The organism is Pseudomonas farris, from assembly GCF_019145235.1.
Taxonomy (GTDB): Bacteria; Pseudomonadota; Gammaproteobacteria; order Pseudomonadales; family Pseudomonadaceae; genus Aquipseudomonas; species Aquipseudomonas farris.
Genome location: NZ_JAHSTV010000004.1, coordinates 19,594 through 34,338, shown reverse-complemented (window position 1 = coordinate 34,338; position 14,745 = coordinate 19,594). Strand labels below are relative to the sequence as shown.

Below are 14,745 nucleotides of genomic sequence, written 5' to 3'. Positions count from 1 at the left end.
CCCGGATCCCTGTGGGAGCGGGCTTGCTCGCGAAAGCGATATGCCAGTCAATAAAGATGTTGAATGTTAAACCGCCTTCGCGAGCAAGCCCGCTCCCACAGGGATCTCGCTCGACTCAAGACGGTAGTGTCACAAATCGCGATTCAGCGCTGGCACGGTTGCTGCTCTGGCCTCAGGACTTCCCTGAAAACCCGAGGACATGCCAATGAGTCATCAAGCCGTCAAATTTGCCTACTGGGTACCGAACGTCAGCGGCGGGCTGGTGGTCAGCAAGATCGAGCAGCGCACCCACTGGGGCATCGACTACAACCGCAAACTGGCGCAACTGGCCGAAGAGGCGGGGTTCGAATATGCCCTGACCCAGATTCGTTTCACCGCCGGTTATGGCGCCGAGTTCCAGCATGAATCCGTTGCCTTCAGTCATGCGCTGCTGGCCGCCACCACTAAACTGAAAGTCATCGCGGCGATCCTGCCGGGGCCATGGCAGCCGGCGCTGGCGGCCAAACAACTGGCAACCATCGATCAACTCACCAACGGCCGGGTGGCGGTGAACATTGTCAGTGGTTGGTTCAAGGGCGAGTTTCAGGCCATCGGTGAACACTGGCTGGAACACGACGAACGTTATCGCCGCTCCGAAGAATTTATTCGTGCATTGAAGGGCATCTGGACCCAGGACAACTTTACCTTTCGCGGCGACTTCTATCGCTTCGACAACTACAGCCTCAAACCCAAGCCGCTGGGCCAGCCGGAAGTCTTCCAGGGCGGCAGTTCCCGTGCGGCCCGGGACATGGCGGCGCGGGTTTCGGACTGGTACTTCACCAACGGCAACACCCCCGAAGGCATCAAGGCCCAGGTCGACGACATCCGCACGAAAGCGGCCGCGAACAATCATTCGGTGAAGGTCGGGGTGAATGCGTTTGTCATCGCGCGCGATACCGAAGAAGAGGCGCGGGCGGTGTTGGCGCAGATCATCGATCAGGCCGACCCGCAAGCCGTGAACGCGTTTGGCGACGCGGCGAAGCAAGCGGGCAGGGCGTCACCCGAGGGCGAGGGCAACTGGGCGAAATCGACGTTTGAAGATCTGGTGCAGTACAACGATGGTTTCAAGACCAACCTGATCGGCACACCGCAGCAGATCGCCGAGCGGATCGTCGCGTTGAAAGCGGTGGGCGTGGATTTGGTGCTGGCGGGGTTCCTGCACTTTCAGGAAGAGGTGGAATATTTCGGGAAGCGGGTGTTGCCGTTGGTGCGGGAGTTGGAGGCCAAAGCTCAACTGAAGCAAACCGCCGCGGTAGCCTGAACACCACAAGCCACTGTGGGAGCGGGCTTGCTCGCGAAGACGGACTGACATTCAATATTGATGTCGACTGACACACCGCGTTCGCGAGCAAGCCCGCTCCCACATTTGAACTGTGTGAACCTATAGGCCCAAGTCGGACAAGCCCGGGTGATCATCCGGCCGGCGGCCCAGCGGCCAGTGGAACTTGCGGTCGCTTTCCTTGATCGGCATGTCGTTGATGCAGGCGTAACGGTTGAACATCAGGCCGTTCTCGTCGAACTCCCAGTTCTCGTTGCCGTAGGAACGGAACCAGTTGCCGGAGTCGTCATGCCATTCGTAGGCATAACGCACGGCGATACGGTTGGCGCCATGGGCCCAGAGTTCCTTGATCAGGCGGTAGTCCAGTTCCTTTGCCCATTTGCGGGTCAGGAATGCTTTGGCTTCTTCGCGGTTATGGGCGAACTCGGCGCGGTTACGCCATTGGGTGTCCAGGGTGTAGGCCAGGGACACCCGTTCCGGGTCGCGGGAGTTCCAGCCATCCTCGGCCAGGCGAACTTTTTCGATGGCCGATTCACGGGTAAACGGTGGCAATGGCGGACGAACTTCGGCAGTAGACATATTAAGTCTCCCTATCAAATTAACGTTCAAGCAAGTTGTCGGGCTTATTAAAAGTGTTACAGGTCCAATAACTTTCGCGCCATGCATTGCGCATTATCGGCGGCACTGTGATCACCCATCACAAGCGCTACGGTGATGGCACCGTCGATCAGGATCAGCAGCTGTTTGGCCTGCGTCTCCGGGTCTTGTGCGCCATGTTCGGTACAGAGCTCGCGCACGTAGTCGAGCAGCTTCTGTTTGTGGTCTTTGGCGACCAGGCGAACCGGGTCTTGCGCATCGCCGGTTTCGCCGCTGGTGTTGATGAATGCGCAGCCGCGAAAGCCTTCGGAGGCGAACCAGGCCTTGAGCACGGTAAACAGGTTGAGCAGCCGGTCGGCCGGGGTTTGCGCCTTGCCGACTTCGCTTCGATACCAATTCATCCAGCGCACATCACGGCGTTGCAGGGCCGCGACGGTGAGCTCCTCCTTGTTGGCGAAGTAGCGGTAAATACTTTTTCTGGAAACGCCGGCGGTTTTCACCAGAAGATCCATGCCGGTGGCAGCGATGCCACTTTTGTAGATCAACTTTTCGGTGACATCCAGAATGATGTCGCGTGTGTCGTTGCTAGTGATTTCGTTCATGTGGCTAACAGTAGAATGATCGTTCTCCTTGGTCAAGTGGTAATTTGTGTCGCTTGTGAAATTGCCTTCGCGAGCAAGCCCGCTCCCACAGGGGAACGCATTTCAAATGTGGGAGCGGGCTTGCTCGCGAAGAGGCCATTACAGACAGTAACAAGACCCAAGGCAATCCATGGTGTAAGCTCTCGGGTTCTTCGGATTCGACCCTTTTGCGAGCCCTATGCCGTCGCTTTTCAAACGCTCTCTGCTGCCTAAACTGCGCAGTTTTCCGCTGACCGCCGATGCCGTCACCATCCTCTCTGGCGCCGCCGAGTTCCGCCGTTGCCTGCTGGAACAAATCGCCCAGGCAACCCAGCGCATCTATATCGTCGCGCTGTACCTGCAACAGGACGAGGCCGGGCAGGAAATCCTCGATGCCCTGCACGCCGCCAAACTGGCGCGCCCGGAACTGGACGTGGTGGTGGTCGTGGACTGGTTGCGCGCCCAGCGCGGTTTGATCGGTGCCGGTAAGCAGCCGGGCAACTCGGCCTGGTATCAGGAAGCGACCCGTACCCACGAAAGCGTGGTGCCGGTGTACGGTGTGCCGGTGCAGACCCGCGAGCTGTTCGGCGTGCTGCATTTGAAGGGCTTTGTGATCGACGATTGCGTGCTCTACAGCGGCGCGAGCCTGAACAACGTTTACCTGCACAAATTCGACAAGTACCGCTTCGACCGTTATCACCTGCTGCAGAATCATGCGCTGGCCGATTCGATGCAGCACCTGATTCAGCACGGTCTGATCGCCTCCAAAGCGGTACATCGCCTTGACCTGCCGAACCTGCCGACCACCCGCAGCCTGCGCAACGACATCGGTGACCTGCGCAGCCGCCTCAAGCACGCGGCGTACGACACCACGGCCGGCAATACGGCGAAGGGCGGTTTATCGGTCAGTCCCTTGCTCGGTGTGGGCAAGAACAACCCGTTGAGCCGGGTGATCTGCGAGCTGATCGCCAGCGCCCAACATCAGCTGACCATCTGCACGCCGTACTTCAACCTGCCGCTGGCAGTGACCCGGGAAATCAACCGGGCGCTGGCGCGGGGCGTGAAGATCGACATCATCGTCGGCGACAAAACCGCCAACGACTTCTACATTCCGCCTAGCGAGCCGTTCAAGGTCATCGCGGCGTTGCCGTACCTTTACGAAATCAGCCTGCGACGCTTCGCCAAGCGCCATCAGCGCAGCATCGACAGTGGCAAGCTGAACCTGCATTTGTGGAAGGATGGTGACAACACCTATCACCTGAAGGGCATGTGGATCGATCAGCGCTACACCTTGCTGACCGGTAACAACCTCAACCCACGTGCGTTCCGTCTCGACCTGGAAAACGCGTTGCTGATTGATGATCCGAAAGGTGAATTGCTGGAACCGCGTGGCAATGAGCTGGCGGAGATTTTCCAACACACCAGCCGTATTGAGCGGTATCAGGATCTGGAAACGCTGCCGGATTATCCGGCGGGAGTGGCCAAGTTTCTCAAGCGCGTGAGTCGGGTACGGATCGAGCGGTTGTTGTATCGGATTTTGTGAGGGTTAACACGGCGGGGTAGGTGTGGCGCCTGCCCAAATGCCATCGCGAGCAGGCTCGCTCCCACATTGGAATTGTGATCGACTCAAATCCAATGTGGGAGCGGGCTTGCTCGCGAAAGCGGTGTGTCAGGCGACATCAATGTTGACTGTTATGGCCCCTTCGCGAGCAAGCCCGCTCCCACAGGGATCTGCGCCGGGCTGATGGCTGCGCTAATATGCTCACCACTCACACAAGAACAAGGCTCGCCACGGTCAATGTCGGAAAAAGACACCATCTCCATTCAACTGGTGCGTGAAGCGCTGTTGCAAAGTTGCGCCCCGGGCGCTGCCACCGAAGAGGTGTTGAACAAGGTCGGCATCGATCCGGCGTTGCTGGAAACCACCGACGCCCGTGTTCCGGCCACCGCTTATGCGCGGTTGTGGCGGTTGCTGGCCCGCCGCGGGGACGATGAGTTTTTTGGCATGGACCCGCGCAAGCTCAAGTCCGGCAGCCTGGAGTTTCTGTGTCGTTGCTCGATGGTTCAGCCAAGCCTGGCGGCCGGGCTGACTTCGGGCCTGAGCTTTCTGTCGTTGATGCTGGAGCGCATGCCCGCGCAACTGGTTCGCCAGCAAAGCCTGGCGGAAATCGTGCTGCTGGAGGACGACGAAGACCCGCGCCGTGCCTTCACCTATTTCACTTACTGGATGATTGTGCACGGCGTGGCCTGCTGGCTGGCGGGGCGGCGGATACCGATTTTGGCCATTGAGTTGCGTTGCCCGGCGCCGGATTTTTGTGATGACTATCGGGTGATGTTCTCCGAGAACCTGCGGTTCGACCGGCCGCGCACGCGGATGATCTTCTCCGCTGACTGCCTGGATTTGCCGATCAAGCGCAGCTCTGAAGAGCTCAAACGCTTCCTGGCCCATGCGCCGGCGAACATTCTGGTCAAGTATCGCGACCCCGAAAGCCTGGCCAGTCGAATCAAGCACGATCTGCGGCAACTGCCCGCCGAGCATTGGCCGGAAACCGAGGCGCTGGCGCAGCAACTGTGCATGTCGGCCTCGACCCTGCGCCGCCGCCTGGCTGAAGAGGGGCAGACGTATCAGGGGCTCAAGGACAGTGTGCGCAAGGAACTGGCCATCGTCTGGCTGGCCGAGCCTGCCATCAGCTTCGCCGAAATCGCCACCCGTTTGGGGTTTGCCGATACCAGTTCGTTCTACAAGGCATTTCGCAAGTGGTCGGGGTCTAATCCGGGGCATTATCGGAGTTTGATTCTTAACGAGGCCAGTTGATCCGGATTTTGTGTTGATTGGTCTGGCGCCTTCGCGAGCAAGCCCGCTCCCACAGTGGAATTGTGTCTGCCCACCTATTTGCAACCCACACAAAACTTATGTGGGAGCGGGCTTGCTCGCGAAGGCGTCCGCCCAGGCGCTGCATCCCTTGAACCTTGGCCAAACCAGTCACACAACTTGATAGCTTTGACCATTGTCCCGCGCCCCGCGCAGAGCGAGTATTTCCCTGTTATTTACGGTTCCCCCAACCTAATAAAAATACACAGGGATTCTGGCAATGCGCGATTACTTGTCTGCCACGTCACAGTTCAATTATCAGCACACCGTCGATGCCGCGCTCACAGGGTCGTTGAGCGCGCTCAATGCCTGCGTCGAGTGTTGCGACCGGCATGCCTTGCCGGGGCGCATCGCGCTGTTCTGGGAAGGCCGCGACGGCGCCAGCGCGACCTACACCTTCAGCGACTTGCAGGATAAGGCCGCGCGGTTTGCCAATTTCCTGCTGGCCCAGGGCGTGAAGAAGGGCGATAAAGTCGCCGGCCTCTTGCCACGCAACATTGAATTACTGATCACCGTGTTCGCCACCTGGCGCATCGGCGCGGTCTATCAGCCGCTCTTTACGGCATTCGGCCCGAAAGCCATCGAACATCGCCTCAACAGCTCCGGCGCCGCAGTCGTAGTAACCGACGCGGTCAATCGCCCGAAACTTGCTGAAGTGGCCGACTGCCCGACTATCGTCACCGTTGGCGGTCCCAAGGGCCAGGGCATCGTGCGTGGCGATTTCAGTTTCTGGGCCGAACTGGCCAATTATTCTTCCGAGTGCGAACCGGTATTGCTGACTGGCGAAGACCCGTTCCTGCTGATGTTCACCTCGGGCACCACCGGCCCGTCGAAAGCGCTGTCGGTGCCGCTCAAGGCAATTGTCGCGTTCCAGAGTTACACCCGTGATGCCGTAGACCTGCGCCCTGAAGACGCGTTCTGGAACGTCGCCGATCCGGGCTGGGCCTATGGCATCTATTTCGGTGTCACCGGGCCGATGGCGATGGGGCACCCGATCACCTTTTACGATGGCCCGTTCACCCTCGAAAGCACCTGCCGGGTGATCAACAAATACGGGATCACCAACCTCACCGGTTCGCCGACCGCGTATCGCTTGCTGATTGCCGGTGGCGACGAGTTCGCCCGCTCGATCAAGGGCAAGCTGCGCATCGTCAGCAGCGCTGGCGAGCCGCTGAACCCGGAAGTGATCCGCTGGTTCGCCGATAACCTCGGCGTGGTGATCCACGACCATTACGGCCAGACCGAACTGGGCATGGTTCTGTGCAATCACCACGGCCTCGATCATCCAGTGCACGTCGGCGCTGCCGGTTTCGCCTCGCCGGGTCACCGCATCGTGGTGCTCGATGACGAATACAAAGAACTCGGCGTCGGCCAGCCAGGCATTCTGGCCATCGACCGTACCCAGTCGCCGATGTACTGGTTCGGCGGCTACGAAGGCGCTCCGACCAAGGCCTTCGTCGGCAACTATTACCTGAGCGGCGATACCGTCGAGTGGAACCCGGACGGCAGCATCAGCTTCGTCGGCCGCAGTGACGACGTGATCACTACCTCCGGCTACCGCGTCGGCCCGTTCGACGTCGAAAGTGCGCTGATCGAACACCCGGCAGTGGTCGAAGCGGCGGTGATCGGTAAGCCCGACCCGGAGCGCACCGAGCTGGTGAAAGCCTTCGTCGTGCTCAGCCCGCAATACCGCGCCGAACCTGCACTCGCCGAAGAGCTACGCCAACACGTGCGCAAGCGTCTGGCGGCGCACGCGTACCCCCGTGAAATCGAATTTGTCAGCGAATTGCCGAAAACCCCAAGCGGCAAATTGCAGCGCTTTATCTTGCGCAACCAGGAAATCGCCAAGGCTCAAGAGGCCACCGCGAAGAACGTTTCAGCTTGAATCCAAGGAAACAATGATGCAGATCGAAAACAAGGTTTTTCTCGTCACCGGCGGTGCGTCCGGCCTCGGTGCCGCCACTGCTGAAATGCTGGTGGCTGCTGGCGCCAAGGTGATGCTGGTGGACATGAATGCCGAAGCCGTCGCGGCTCAGGCTGCACGTCTGGGCGCGCAAAGCGTAGTGGCTGACATTAGCAATGAAGCTGCTGCGGAAGCAGCGGTGCAGGCGACGGTCAAAGCGTTTGGCGGCCTCAATGGTCTGGTCAATTGCGCCGGCATCGTCCGTGGCGAGAAGATCCTCGGCAAGAACGGCCCCCATGCATTGGCCAGCTTCAGCCAGGTGATCAACGTCAACCTGATCGGCAGCTTCAACATGCTGCGCCTGGCTGCGGCGGCGATTGCCGAAACCGAAGCCGACGAAGGCGGTGAGCGTGGCGTGATCATCAACACCGCTTCGGCCGCGGCCTTCGACGGCCAGATCGGCCAAGCGGCGTATTCGGCGTCGAAAGGCGCGATCGTCAGCCTGACCTTGCCCGCCGCCCGTGAACTGGCGCGCTTCGGCATCCGCGTGATGACCATCGCCCCGGGCATTTTCGAAACCCCGATGATGGCCGGCATGACTCCGGAAGTGCGCGAATCCTTGGCCGCTGGCGTGCCGTTCCCGCAGCGCCTGGGCAAGCCGAGCGAGTACGCCGCGCTGGTCAGGCATATCATAGAAAACAGCATGCTCAACGGCGAGGTGATCCGTCTCGACGGTGCCCTGCGCATGGCCGCCAAATAAGGAGGATTAGACATGACACTTTCCAACGATCCGATTGTTATTGTCAGCGCCGTCCGCACCCCGATGGGCGGTTTTCAGGGCGAACTGAAAAGCCTGACCGCACCGCAGCTGGGCGCCGCGGCGATTCGTGCTGCCGTTGAGCGCGCCGGTATCGCCCCTGAATCCGTAGAAGAAGTGCTGTTCGGTTGCGTGCTGTCCGCCGGCCTCGGCCAGGCCCCGGCGCGGCAAGCGGCACTGGGCGCCGGGCTGGATAAATCGACCCGTTGCACCACGCTGAACAAAATGTGCGGCTCGGGCATGGAAGCCACGATTCTGGCTCACGACATGCTGATCGCCGGCAGTGCCGATGTTGTGGTCTCCGGGGGCATGGAAAGCATGTCCAACGCGCCATTCCTGCTGGACCGCGCCCGCAGCGGTTATCGAATGGGCCATGGCCGGGTGCTCGATCACATGTTCCTCGACGGTCTTGAAGACGCCTACGACAAGGGCCGCCTGATGGGCACCTTTGCCGAGGATTGCGCTGAAACCAACGGCTTTACCCGCGAAGCTCAGGACGCCTTTGCCATTGCTTCGACCACCCGCGCGCAACAGGCGATCAAGGACGGCAGTTTCAACGCCGAGATCGTGCCGCTCACCGTGACCGTCGGCAAAGAGCAGGTGCTGATCAGCCACGACGAACAACCGCCGAAAGCCAAACTGGACAAGATCGCCTCGCTGAAACCGGCGTTCCGTGATGGCGGCACCGTGACGGCGGCGAACTCCAGTTCGATCTCCGATGGCGCGGCGGCATTGGTGTTGATGCGCCGTTCCGAAGCAGAGAAACAAGGCCTGAAACCGCTGGCGGTGATTCATGGTCACGCTGCATTTGCCGACACGCCGGGGCTGTTCCCGGTGGCACCGGTGGGCGCGATCAAGAAGCTGATGAAGAAAACCGGCTGGTCCCTGGACGAAGTCGAATTGTTCGAAGTCAATGAAGCCTTTGCGGTGGTCAGTCTGGTGACCATGACCAAACTGGAAATCCCTCACGAGAAGATCAACGTCCACGGTGGTGCCTGCGCTTTGGGTCACCCGATTGGTGCATCTGGCGCGCGGATCCTTGTGACCTTGCTCTCGGCCTTGCGCCAGAAAGGCCTGAAACGCGGTGTTGCAGCGATCTGCATCGGTGGCGGTGAAGCCACGGCCATGGCTGTGGAATGCCTGTACTGAAGCTGACACCAATCCCTGTGGGAGCGGGCTTGCTCGCGAAGGCGGTGTGTCATTCAACATTGATGTCGACTGACACGGCCTCTTCGCGAGCAAGCCCGCTCCCACAGGTCTTGCGTTTCAACTTGAATTTTAAGGACTTGGCATGATTCCCAATGACGAACAACTTCAGATCAGCGACGCGGCCCGGCAGTTTGCCCAGGAACGGCTGAAACCGTTCGCCGCCGAATGGGACCGTGAACATCGCTTCCCCAAGGAAGCCATTGGCGAGATGGCCGACCTGGGTTTCTTCGGCATGCTGGTGCCGGAGCAGTGGGGCGGTTGCGACACCGGTTACCTGGCCTACGCCATGGCCTTGGAAGAAATCGCTGCCGGCGACGGCGCCTGCTCGACCATCATGAGCGTGCACAACTCGGTGGGTTGCGTGCCGATCCTCAAGTTCGGCAACGACGATCAGAAAGAACGCTTCCTCAAACCGCTGGCCAGCGGCGCGATGCTCGGTGCGTTTGCCCTGACCGAACCGCAAGCTGGCTCCGATGCCAGCAGCCTGAAAACCCGCGCCCGGCTCGATGGCGATCACTACGTGCTCAACGGCTGCAAGCAATTCATCACCTCCGGGCAAAACGCCGGGGTGGTGATTGTGTTTGCGGTGACCGACCCGAGTGCTGGCAAGCGTGGGATCACGGCGCTGATCGTGCCCACCGATTCGCCGGGCTATAAAGTTGCGCGAGTTGAAGACAAACTCGGTCAGCACGCCTCCGACACCTGCCAGATTCTCTTCGAGGATGTGAAGGTCCCGGTGGCCAATCGACTGGGCGAGGAGGGCGAAGGCTACAAGATCGCCTTGGCCAACCTCGAAGGCGGCCGTGTCGGCATCGCCTCGCAATCGGTGGGCATGGCCCGCGCCGCGTTCGAAGCGGCCCGCGACTATGCCCGTGAACGCGAGAGCTTCGGCAAGCCGATCATCGAACACCAGGCGGTAGCGTTTCGCTTGGCAGACATGGCAACCCAGATCGCCGTCGCCCGGCAGATGGTGCATTACGCGGCGGCGTTGCGCGACAGCGGTAAACCGGCGCTGGTGGAAGCATCCATGGCCAAGCTGTTCGCTTCGGAAATGGCCGAGAAGGTCTGCTCCTCGGCGTTGCAAACCCTTGGCGGTTACGGTTACCTGAACGACTTCCCGCTGGAGCGGATCTACCGCGACGTGCGGGTGTGCCAGATCTACGAAGGCACCAGCGACATTCAGCGCATGGTCATTTCGCGCAATCTTTGAGAAGGAGTCCCCTCTGTGAGCAATAAAGAGCTGAACTACGAAACGATTTTGCTGGAAACCCACGGCCGCGTCGGCCTGATTACCCTCAACCGTCCACAAGCCTTGAACGCGTTGAATGCGCAAATTGTCAGCGAATTGAACCACGCCCTCGATGGTCTGGAAGCCGATTCGAACATCGGTTGCATCGTGCTGACCGGCTCGAAAAAAGCTTTCGCCGCCGGTGCCGACATCAAGGAAATGGCCGAGCTGACCTATCCGCAGATCTACCTCGATGACCTGTTCAGTGACAGCGATCGCGTGGCCAACCGCCGCAAGCCGATCATCGCCGCGGTCAACGGTTTCGCCTTGGGCGGTGGCTGTGAACTGGCGTTGATGTGCGACTTCATTCTGGCGGGCGACAACGCCAAATTCGGTCAGCCGGAAATCAACCTCGGTGTGTTGCCAGGCATGGGCGGCACCCAGCGCCTGACTCGCGCAGTGGGCAAGGCCAAGGCCATGGAAATGTGCCTGAGCGGGCGATTGATCGATGCGGTGGAAGCGGAGCGTTGCGGCATTGTTGCGCGCATCGTGCCGGCGGATGAGCTACTGGAAGAGGCGCTGAAAGTCGCGGCGCTGATTGCCAAGAAGTCGCTGCCGATTGCGATGATGATCAAGGAAAGCGTCAACCGCGCGTTTGAAGTCAGCCTGTCGGAAGGCGTGCGCTTTGAGCGTCGGGTGTTCCATGCGGCGTTTGCGATGCAGGATCAGAAGGAAGGGATGGCGGCGTTTATTGCCAAGCGGGAGGCGGAGTTCCAGGGTAAGTGATGTAGCGTTCTTGCGGACGCTTTCGCGAGCAAGCCCGCTCCCACATTTGATCTCGGGTGTTCACAAATGCCGTGTACACCGCAGGACTAATGTGGGAGCGGGCTTGCTCGCGAAGCTTTTAAGGCTTCAAACCAGGTAGTGCTTGAGCTCCCGGGCAATCACCATCCGCTGTATCTCGCTCGACCCTTCATAAATCTGCGTGATCCGCGCATCCCGGTAGTAGCGTTCCACCGGGTAGTCTTCCAGATACCCATACCCGCCATGAATCTGTATCGCCGACGAGCAGACCTTCTCGGCCATCTCGGATGCAAACAGCTTGGCCTGTGAAGCCTCCGACAGACACGGTTTGCCGGCACTGCGCAACCTTGCGGCATGCAGGATCAGCAAACGCGAGGCGTTCAAGCGGGTGTGCATGTCGGCCAGCATGTTGGCGATGCTTTGGTGTTCGATGATCGGCTTGTCGAACTGCACCCGATCCCGCGCGTAAGCCAGCGCCGCTTCGAACGCTGCCCGGGCGATGCCCAAGGCTTGCGCGGCGATGCCGATGCGGCCGCCTTCGAGGTTGGAGAGGGCGATGGCCAGACCTTTGCCGCGTTCGCCGAGCAGATTGGCTTCGGGAACAGTGCAATTGTTCAGGGTGACGGCGCAGGTATCGGAAGCACGGATACCCAGCTTGTGTTCACTGCGGTCGACGATGAAACCCGCGGTTTCGGTCGGTACCAGGAACGCCGAGATGCCGCGCTTGCCCAGCTCCGGATCGGTCACGGCGAACACGATTGCGAGCTTCGCCCGTTTGCCATTGCTGACGAATTGCTTGGCGCCATTGATCACCCACTGGCCGTCGCGCAGTTCGGCGCGGGTGCGCAGGTTATGCGCTTCGGAACCGGCCTGGGGTTCGGTGAGGCAAAAGCAGCCGATGGCCTGGCCGCTGGCGAGGTCCGGCAACCATTGCTGTTTCTGTTCTTCGGTGCCGTAGTTGAGCACCGGCCCGCAACCCACGGAATTGTGGATACTCATCAGCGCACCGGTGGCGCCGTCACCGGCAGAAATCTCTTCCACCGCCAGCGCATAGGCGACGTAGTCGACATAAGTGCCGCCCCATTCCTCGGGCACAACCATGCCCAGCAGACCCAGTTCACCCATCTTCGCCACCAGACCGTCATCGATCCAGCCTGCCTTTTCCCAGGCCTGTGCGTGGGGCGCGATTTCACCGCGGGCAAAATCCCGGGCCATGTCGCGGATCATCACTTGTTCTTCGCTCAATTCGATATCGTGCATGACTCAGCTCCCGCTCTGGTCGAACCCGGTGAAAAAACTCGCCACGTGCTCAGCGTCCAGCGCCTGCAGAGTCGGCGGGTTCCAACGCGGGTTCTTGTCTTTGTCGATCAGCAAGGCGCGCACGCCTTCGATCAGGTCGCCGCGTTCGAACCACTGGCGATCCAGGTGCAGTTCGAGGGCGAAGCACTGTTCCAGGCTCAGGTACCGACCGCGCCGCAGCATTTCCAGGGTCACGCCCATGGCCAGCGGTGAACGGCTCTCCAGCAGGTCGGCGGTGGCCGTGGCCCACTCATGGCTGTCGGCGACGGTCACTTCACGCAGTTGTTCCACCATACTCGGCACATCAGGCAGGGCGAAGAAGTGATCGATAGCCGGCCGCAACGCCGCCAGGGGCGCTGCCGGCAGTTGCTGCACGGCGAGTTTCGCCAGCATGCCTTGCAGGTCCTTGAGCGGCGTGTCGTGCCATTCGAGGTGATCGAGTTGTTCGTCCAGCGTGCCCAGCTTGTCGCTTTCCAGGTACCAGTCGGCCAGGCCGCAATAGAGTGCATCGGCGGCGCGGATCTGCATGCCGCTGACACCGAGATAAATGCCCAGCTCACCGGGGATGCGCGGCAGGAAGTAGCTACCGCCGACGTCCGGGAAATAACCGATGGCCACTTCCGGCATCGCCAGACGGCTGCGCTCGGTGACCACCCGCAAATCGGCGCCTTGCACCAGCCCCATGCCTCCGCCCAGCACAAAGCCGTCCATCAAGGCCAGGACCGGTTTGCGATAGTGATGGATGGCGAGGTCGAGGGCGTATTCCTCGACGAAGAAGTCTTCATGCAGGGTGTCGCCGCTTTTGAAACTGTCGTACAGCGAGCGAATATCACCGCCGGCGCAGAACGCTTTCTCACCCGCGCCGCGCAACACCACCGCATGCACCTGCGGATCCTGTGCCCAGGCATCGAGCTGCTGTTGCAGGCTGCGAACCATGTCCAGGGTAATGGCGTTGAGGCCGGCGGGGCGATTGAGGGTCAGGTGACCGATGTGATTGCGAACCTCGGCCAACACTTCGTTTTGCGTGGCATCCATGGGCTGTGTTGTCGGGGATGAAACCTGAGCAGTCATCACTAACTCCCTGCTTTTATTGTTCTTTATAGAGAAGCTCGCGCGCGAGCGATGCTGGATCGTATCAGTGCAAAATTGTGATGTACAACCGGGATACGTGCAGGTGCTGTTTGCATTTTTACCTTAAGGCACCATCAAAGGAATGCAAACTTCGGCAGCAACCGGCGGCGAATCTGTCAGTCAAGATACGGAACCTGTGGGGTTGCGCTTGACTGACTGGCATCGGGGTAAGCCTGCACACCACAAAATCCTTTTCCTCAGGTTCTGCTGCTCAGCACTTCACCGATGCTACGCCGCTTGGCATGCAGCTCACTGGCATGAATCAGTTGTTCGAGGTCTTCGGGGGTGATGTCGTAGAAGGCCTCCATGTCGGCGAGGGCCAGTTTCAGATCCGCGGCAGTGATCGCCTGGCTGTCGGGGACGGGCATCATCGGTGCCGGTTCAGCGGGACGTTTTGGGTAACGAATGCGCGTCAGGTTGTTGTACGCCAGTGCGCTGAGCAGCATCGTCGAGCCACTGAGCATCACCGGGCCGAGTGCTTTCCAGTCCAGGGCAATGGTCGCCGGGTCTGCCAACACCAACAGCAACGCCAACGCTCCCGCAGGCGGGTGCAGGCAACGCAGCCAGCACATCAGAATCAGCGCCATGCCCGCCGCGAGGCAGGCGCTGCCGAGGGTGCGTCCGAGTACGTGAGCGACCAGCAGCGAAACCACCCCGGCGCTCAAGTAGCCGCCAAGAATCGACCAAGGCTGGGCGAGGGCGCCTGAGGACACGGCAAACAGCAATACTGCGGAGGCACCCAGCGGGCCGATCAAGTGCTGAGCCACTTGCATGCCGAATACCTGACTGCAGAGCCAGACGCTGAACATCGTGCCGAGCGACATGCCGATAGCGGCGCGGCTCCATTCTGAAGGACGGGTATTGATGGCGGCAGGTAACCAGCGAGCAAACATGAGGCAAACAATCCAAAAAATCGAGGCAAAAAAAAGGCTTAGCTGGGATACCCA

At 60.3% G+C, this 14,745-nt stretch carries 13 protein-coding genes; 8 read left to right on the top strand and 5 right to left on the bottom strand.

Features of this window, described 5'->3' with window-relative positions:
* The first annotated feature begins 205 nt into the window (after positions 1–205).
* Positions 206–1,300: a dimethylsulfone monooxygenase SfnG gene (sfnG, locus tag KVG95_RS09210; protein ID WP_217855858.1), complete on the top strand. Its 1,095-nt coding sequence runs from the start codon at positions 206–208 to the stop codon at positions 1,298–1,300.
* 120 nt (positions 1,301–1,420) lie between these two features.
* On the opposite strand, the gene KVG95_RS09205 is transcribed toward sfnG, so the two are convergent.
* Entirely contained in the window at positions 1,421–1,897 is a 477-nt protein-coding gene (locus KVG95_RS09205; RefSeq protein WP_217855856.1) for a nuclear transport factor 2 family protein, read from the bottom strand.
* A 56-nt stretch (positions 1,898–1,953) separates the two neighbouring features.
* Positions 1,954–2,517 carry a TetR/AcrR family transcriptional regulator gene (locus tag KVG95_RS09200; protein WP_217855854.1) on the bottom strand — a complete coding sequence of 188 codons (564 nt, stop codon included), beginning with the start codon at positions 2,515–2,517 and terminating at the stop codon, positions 1,954–1,956.
* 217 nt (positions 2,518–2,734) lie between these two features.
* Here KVG95_RS09200 and pssA point away from each other — a divergent pair, with 217 nt between their 5' ends.
* From pssA to KVG95_RS09165, 7 genes are all read left to right on the top strand, one after another.
* Positions 2,735–4,078, top strand: coding sequence for a CDP-diacylglycerol--serine O-phosphatidyltransferase (gene pssA, locus KVG95_RS09195; protein WP_217855852.1), 1,344 nt, complete (start codon positions 2,735–2,737; stop codon positions 4,076–4,078).
* 255 nt (positions 4,079–4,333) lie between these two features.
* Positions 4,334–5,350 carry an AraC family transcriptional regulator gene (locus KVG95_RS09190; RefSeq protein WP_217855850.1) on the top strand — a complete coding sequence of 339 codons (1,017 nt, stop codon included), beginning with the start codon at positions 4,334–4,336 and terminating at the stop codon, positions 5,348–5,350.
* 277 nt (positions 5,351–5,627) lie between these two features.
* Positions 5,628–7,292 (top strand): AMP-binding protein, encoded by a 1,665-nt coding sequence (locus KVG95_RS09185; RefSeq protein WP_217855847.1) that lies wholly within the window; start codon positions 5,628–5,630, stop codon positions 7,290–7,292.
* A 16-nt stretch (positions 7,293–7,308) separates the two neighbouring features.
* Complete coding sequence (locus tag KVG95_RS09180; RefSeq protein WP_217855845.1) at positions 7,309–8,070, top strand: SDR family NAD(P)-dependent oxidoreductase; 762 nt, start codon at positions 7,309–7,311, stop codon at positions 8,068–8,070.
* A gap of 12 nt (positions 8,071–8,082) precedes the next feature.
* Entirely contained in the window at positions 8,083–9,276 is a 1,194-nt protein-coding gene (locus tag KVG95_RS09175; RefSeq protein WP_050683239.1) for an acetyl-CoA C-acyltransferase, read from the top strand.
* Between the two features lie 142 nt (positions 9,277–9,418).
* Positions 9,419–10,546: an acyl-CoA dehydrogenase gene (locus tag KVG95_RS09170; RefSeq protein ID WP_007900180.1), complete on the top strand. Its 1,128-nt coding sequence runs from the start codon at positions 9,419–9,421 to the stop codon at positions 10,544–10,546.
* 30 nt (positions 10,547–10,576) lie between these two features.
* Complete coding sequence (locus tag KVG95_RS09165) at positions 10,577–11,350, top strand: enoyl-CoA hydratase (RefSeq protein ID WP_217856474.1); 774 nt, start codon at positions 10,577–10,579, stop codon at positions 11,348–11,350.
* Positions 11,351–11,476: 126 nt separating this feature from the next.
* Here the strand turns inward: KVG95_RS09165 and KVG95_RS09160 are convergent, their stop codons facing one another.
* From KVG95_RS09160 to KVG95_RS09150, 3 genes are all read right to left on the bottom strand, one after another.
* Entirely contained in the window at positions 11,477–12,628 is a 1,152-nt protein-coding gene (locus KVG95_RS09160; RefSeq protein WP_217855844.1) for an acyl-CoA dehydrogenase family protein, read from the bottom strand.
* Positions 12,629–12,631: 3 nt separating this feature from the next.
* Complete coding sequence (locus tag KVG95_RS09155; protein ID WP_217855843.1) at positions 12,632–13,738, bottom strand: enoyl-CoA hydratase/isomerase family protein; 1,107 nt, start codon at positions 13,736–13,738, stop codon at positions 12,632–12,634.
* Positions 13,739–13,995: 257 nt separating this feature from the next.
* On the bottom strand, positions 13,996–14,691 hold the full coding sequence (locus KVG95_RS09150) for an HPP family protein (RefSeq protein WP_217855842.1): 696 nt from the start codon (positions 14,689–14,691) through the stop codon (positions 13,996–13,998).
* Between the last annotated feature and the right edge of the window lie 54 nt (positions 14,692–14,745).

Excerpts from the sequence above, each read along its gene's own strand:
- KVG95_RS09170 (WP_007900180.1), top strand. The coding sequence starts at position 9,419 with ATGATTCCCAATGACGAACAACTTCAGATCAGCGACGCGGCCCGGCAG.
- KVG95_RS09180 (WP_217855845.1), top strand. The coding sequence starts at position 7,309 with ATGCAGATCGAAAACAAGGTTTTTCTCGTCACCGGCGGTGCGTCCGGC.
- KVG95_RS09190 (WP_217855850.1), top strand. The coding sequence starts at position 4,334 with ATGTCGGAAAAAGACACCATCTCCATTCAACTGGTGCGTGAAGCGCTG.
- pssA (WP_217855852.1), top strand. The coding sequence starts at position 2,735 with ATGCCGTCGCTTTTCAAACGCTCTCTGCTGCCTAAACTGCGCAGTTTT.
- KVG95_RS09155 (WP_217855843.1), bottom strand. The coding sequence starts at position 13,738 with ATGACTGCTCAGGTTTCATCCCCGACAACACAGCCCATGGATGCCACG.
- KVG95_RS09160 (WP_217855844.1), bottom strand. The coding sequence starts at position 12,628 with ATGCACGATATCGAATTGAGCGAAGAACAAGTGATGATCCGCGACATG.
- KVG95_RS09205 (WP_217855856.1), bottom strand. The coding sequence starts at position 1,897 with ATGTCTACTGCCGAAGTTCGTCCGCCATTGCCACCGTTTACCCGTGAA.
- KVG95_RS09185 (WP_217855847.1), top strand. The coding sequence starts at position 5,628 with ATGCGCGATTACTTGTCTGCCACGTCACAGTTCAATTATCAGCACACC.
- KVG95_RS09200 (WP_217855854.1), bottom strand. The coding sequence starts at position 2,517 with ATGAACGAAATCACTAGCAACGACACACGCGACATCATTCTGGATGTC.
- sfnG (WP_217855858.1), top strand. The coding sequence starts at position 206 with ATGAGTCATCAAGCCGTCAAATTTGCCTACTGGGTACCGAACGTCAGC.
- KVG95_RS09175 (WP_050683239.1), top strand. The coding sequence starts at position 8,083 with ATGACACTTTCCAACGATCCGATTGTTATTGTCAGCGCCGTCCGCACC.
- KVG95_RS09150 (WP_217855842.1), bottom strand. The coding sequence starts at position 14,691 with ATGTTTGCTCGCTGGTTACCTGCCGCCATCAATACCCGTCCTTCAGAA.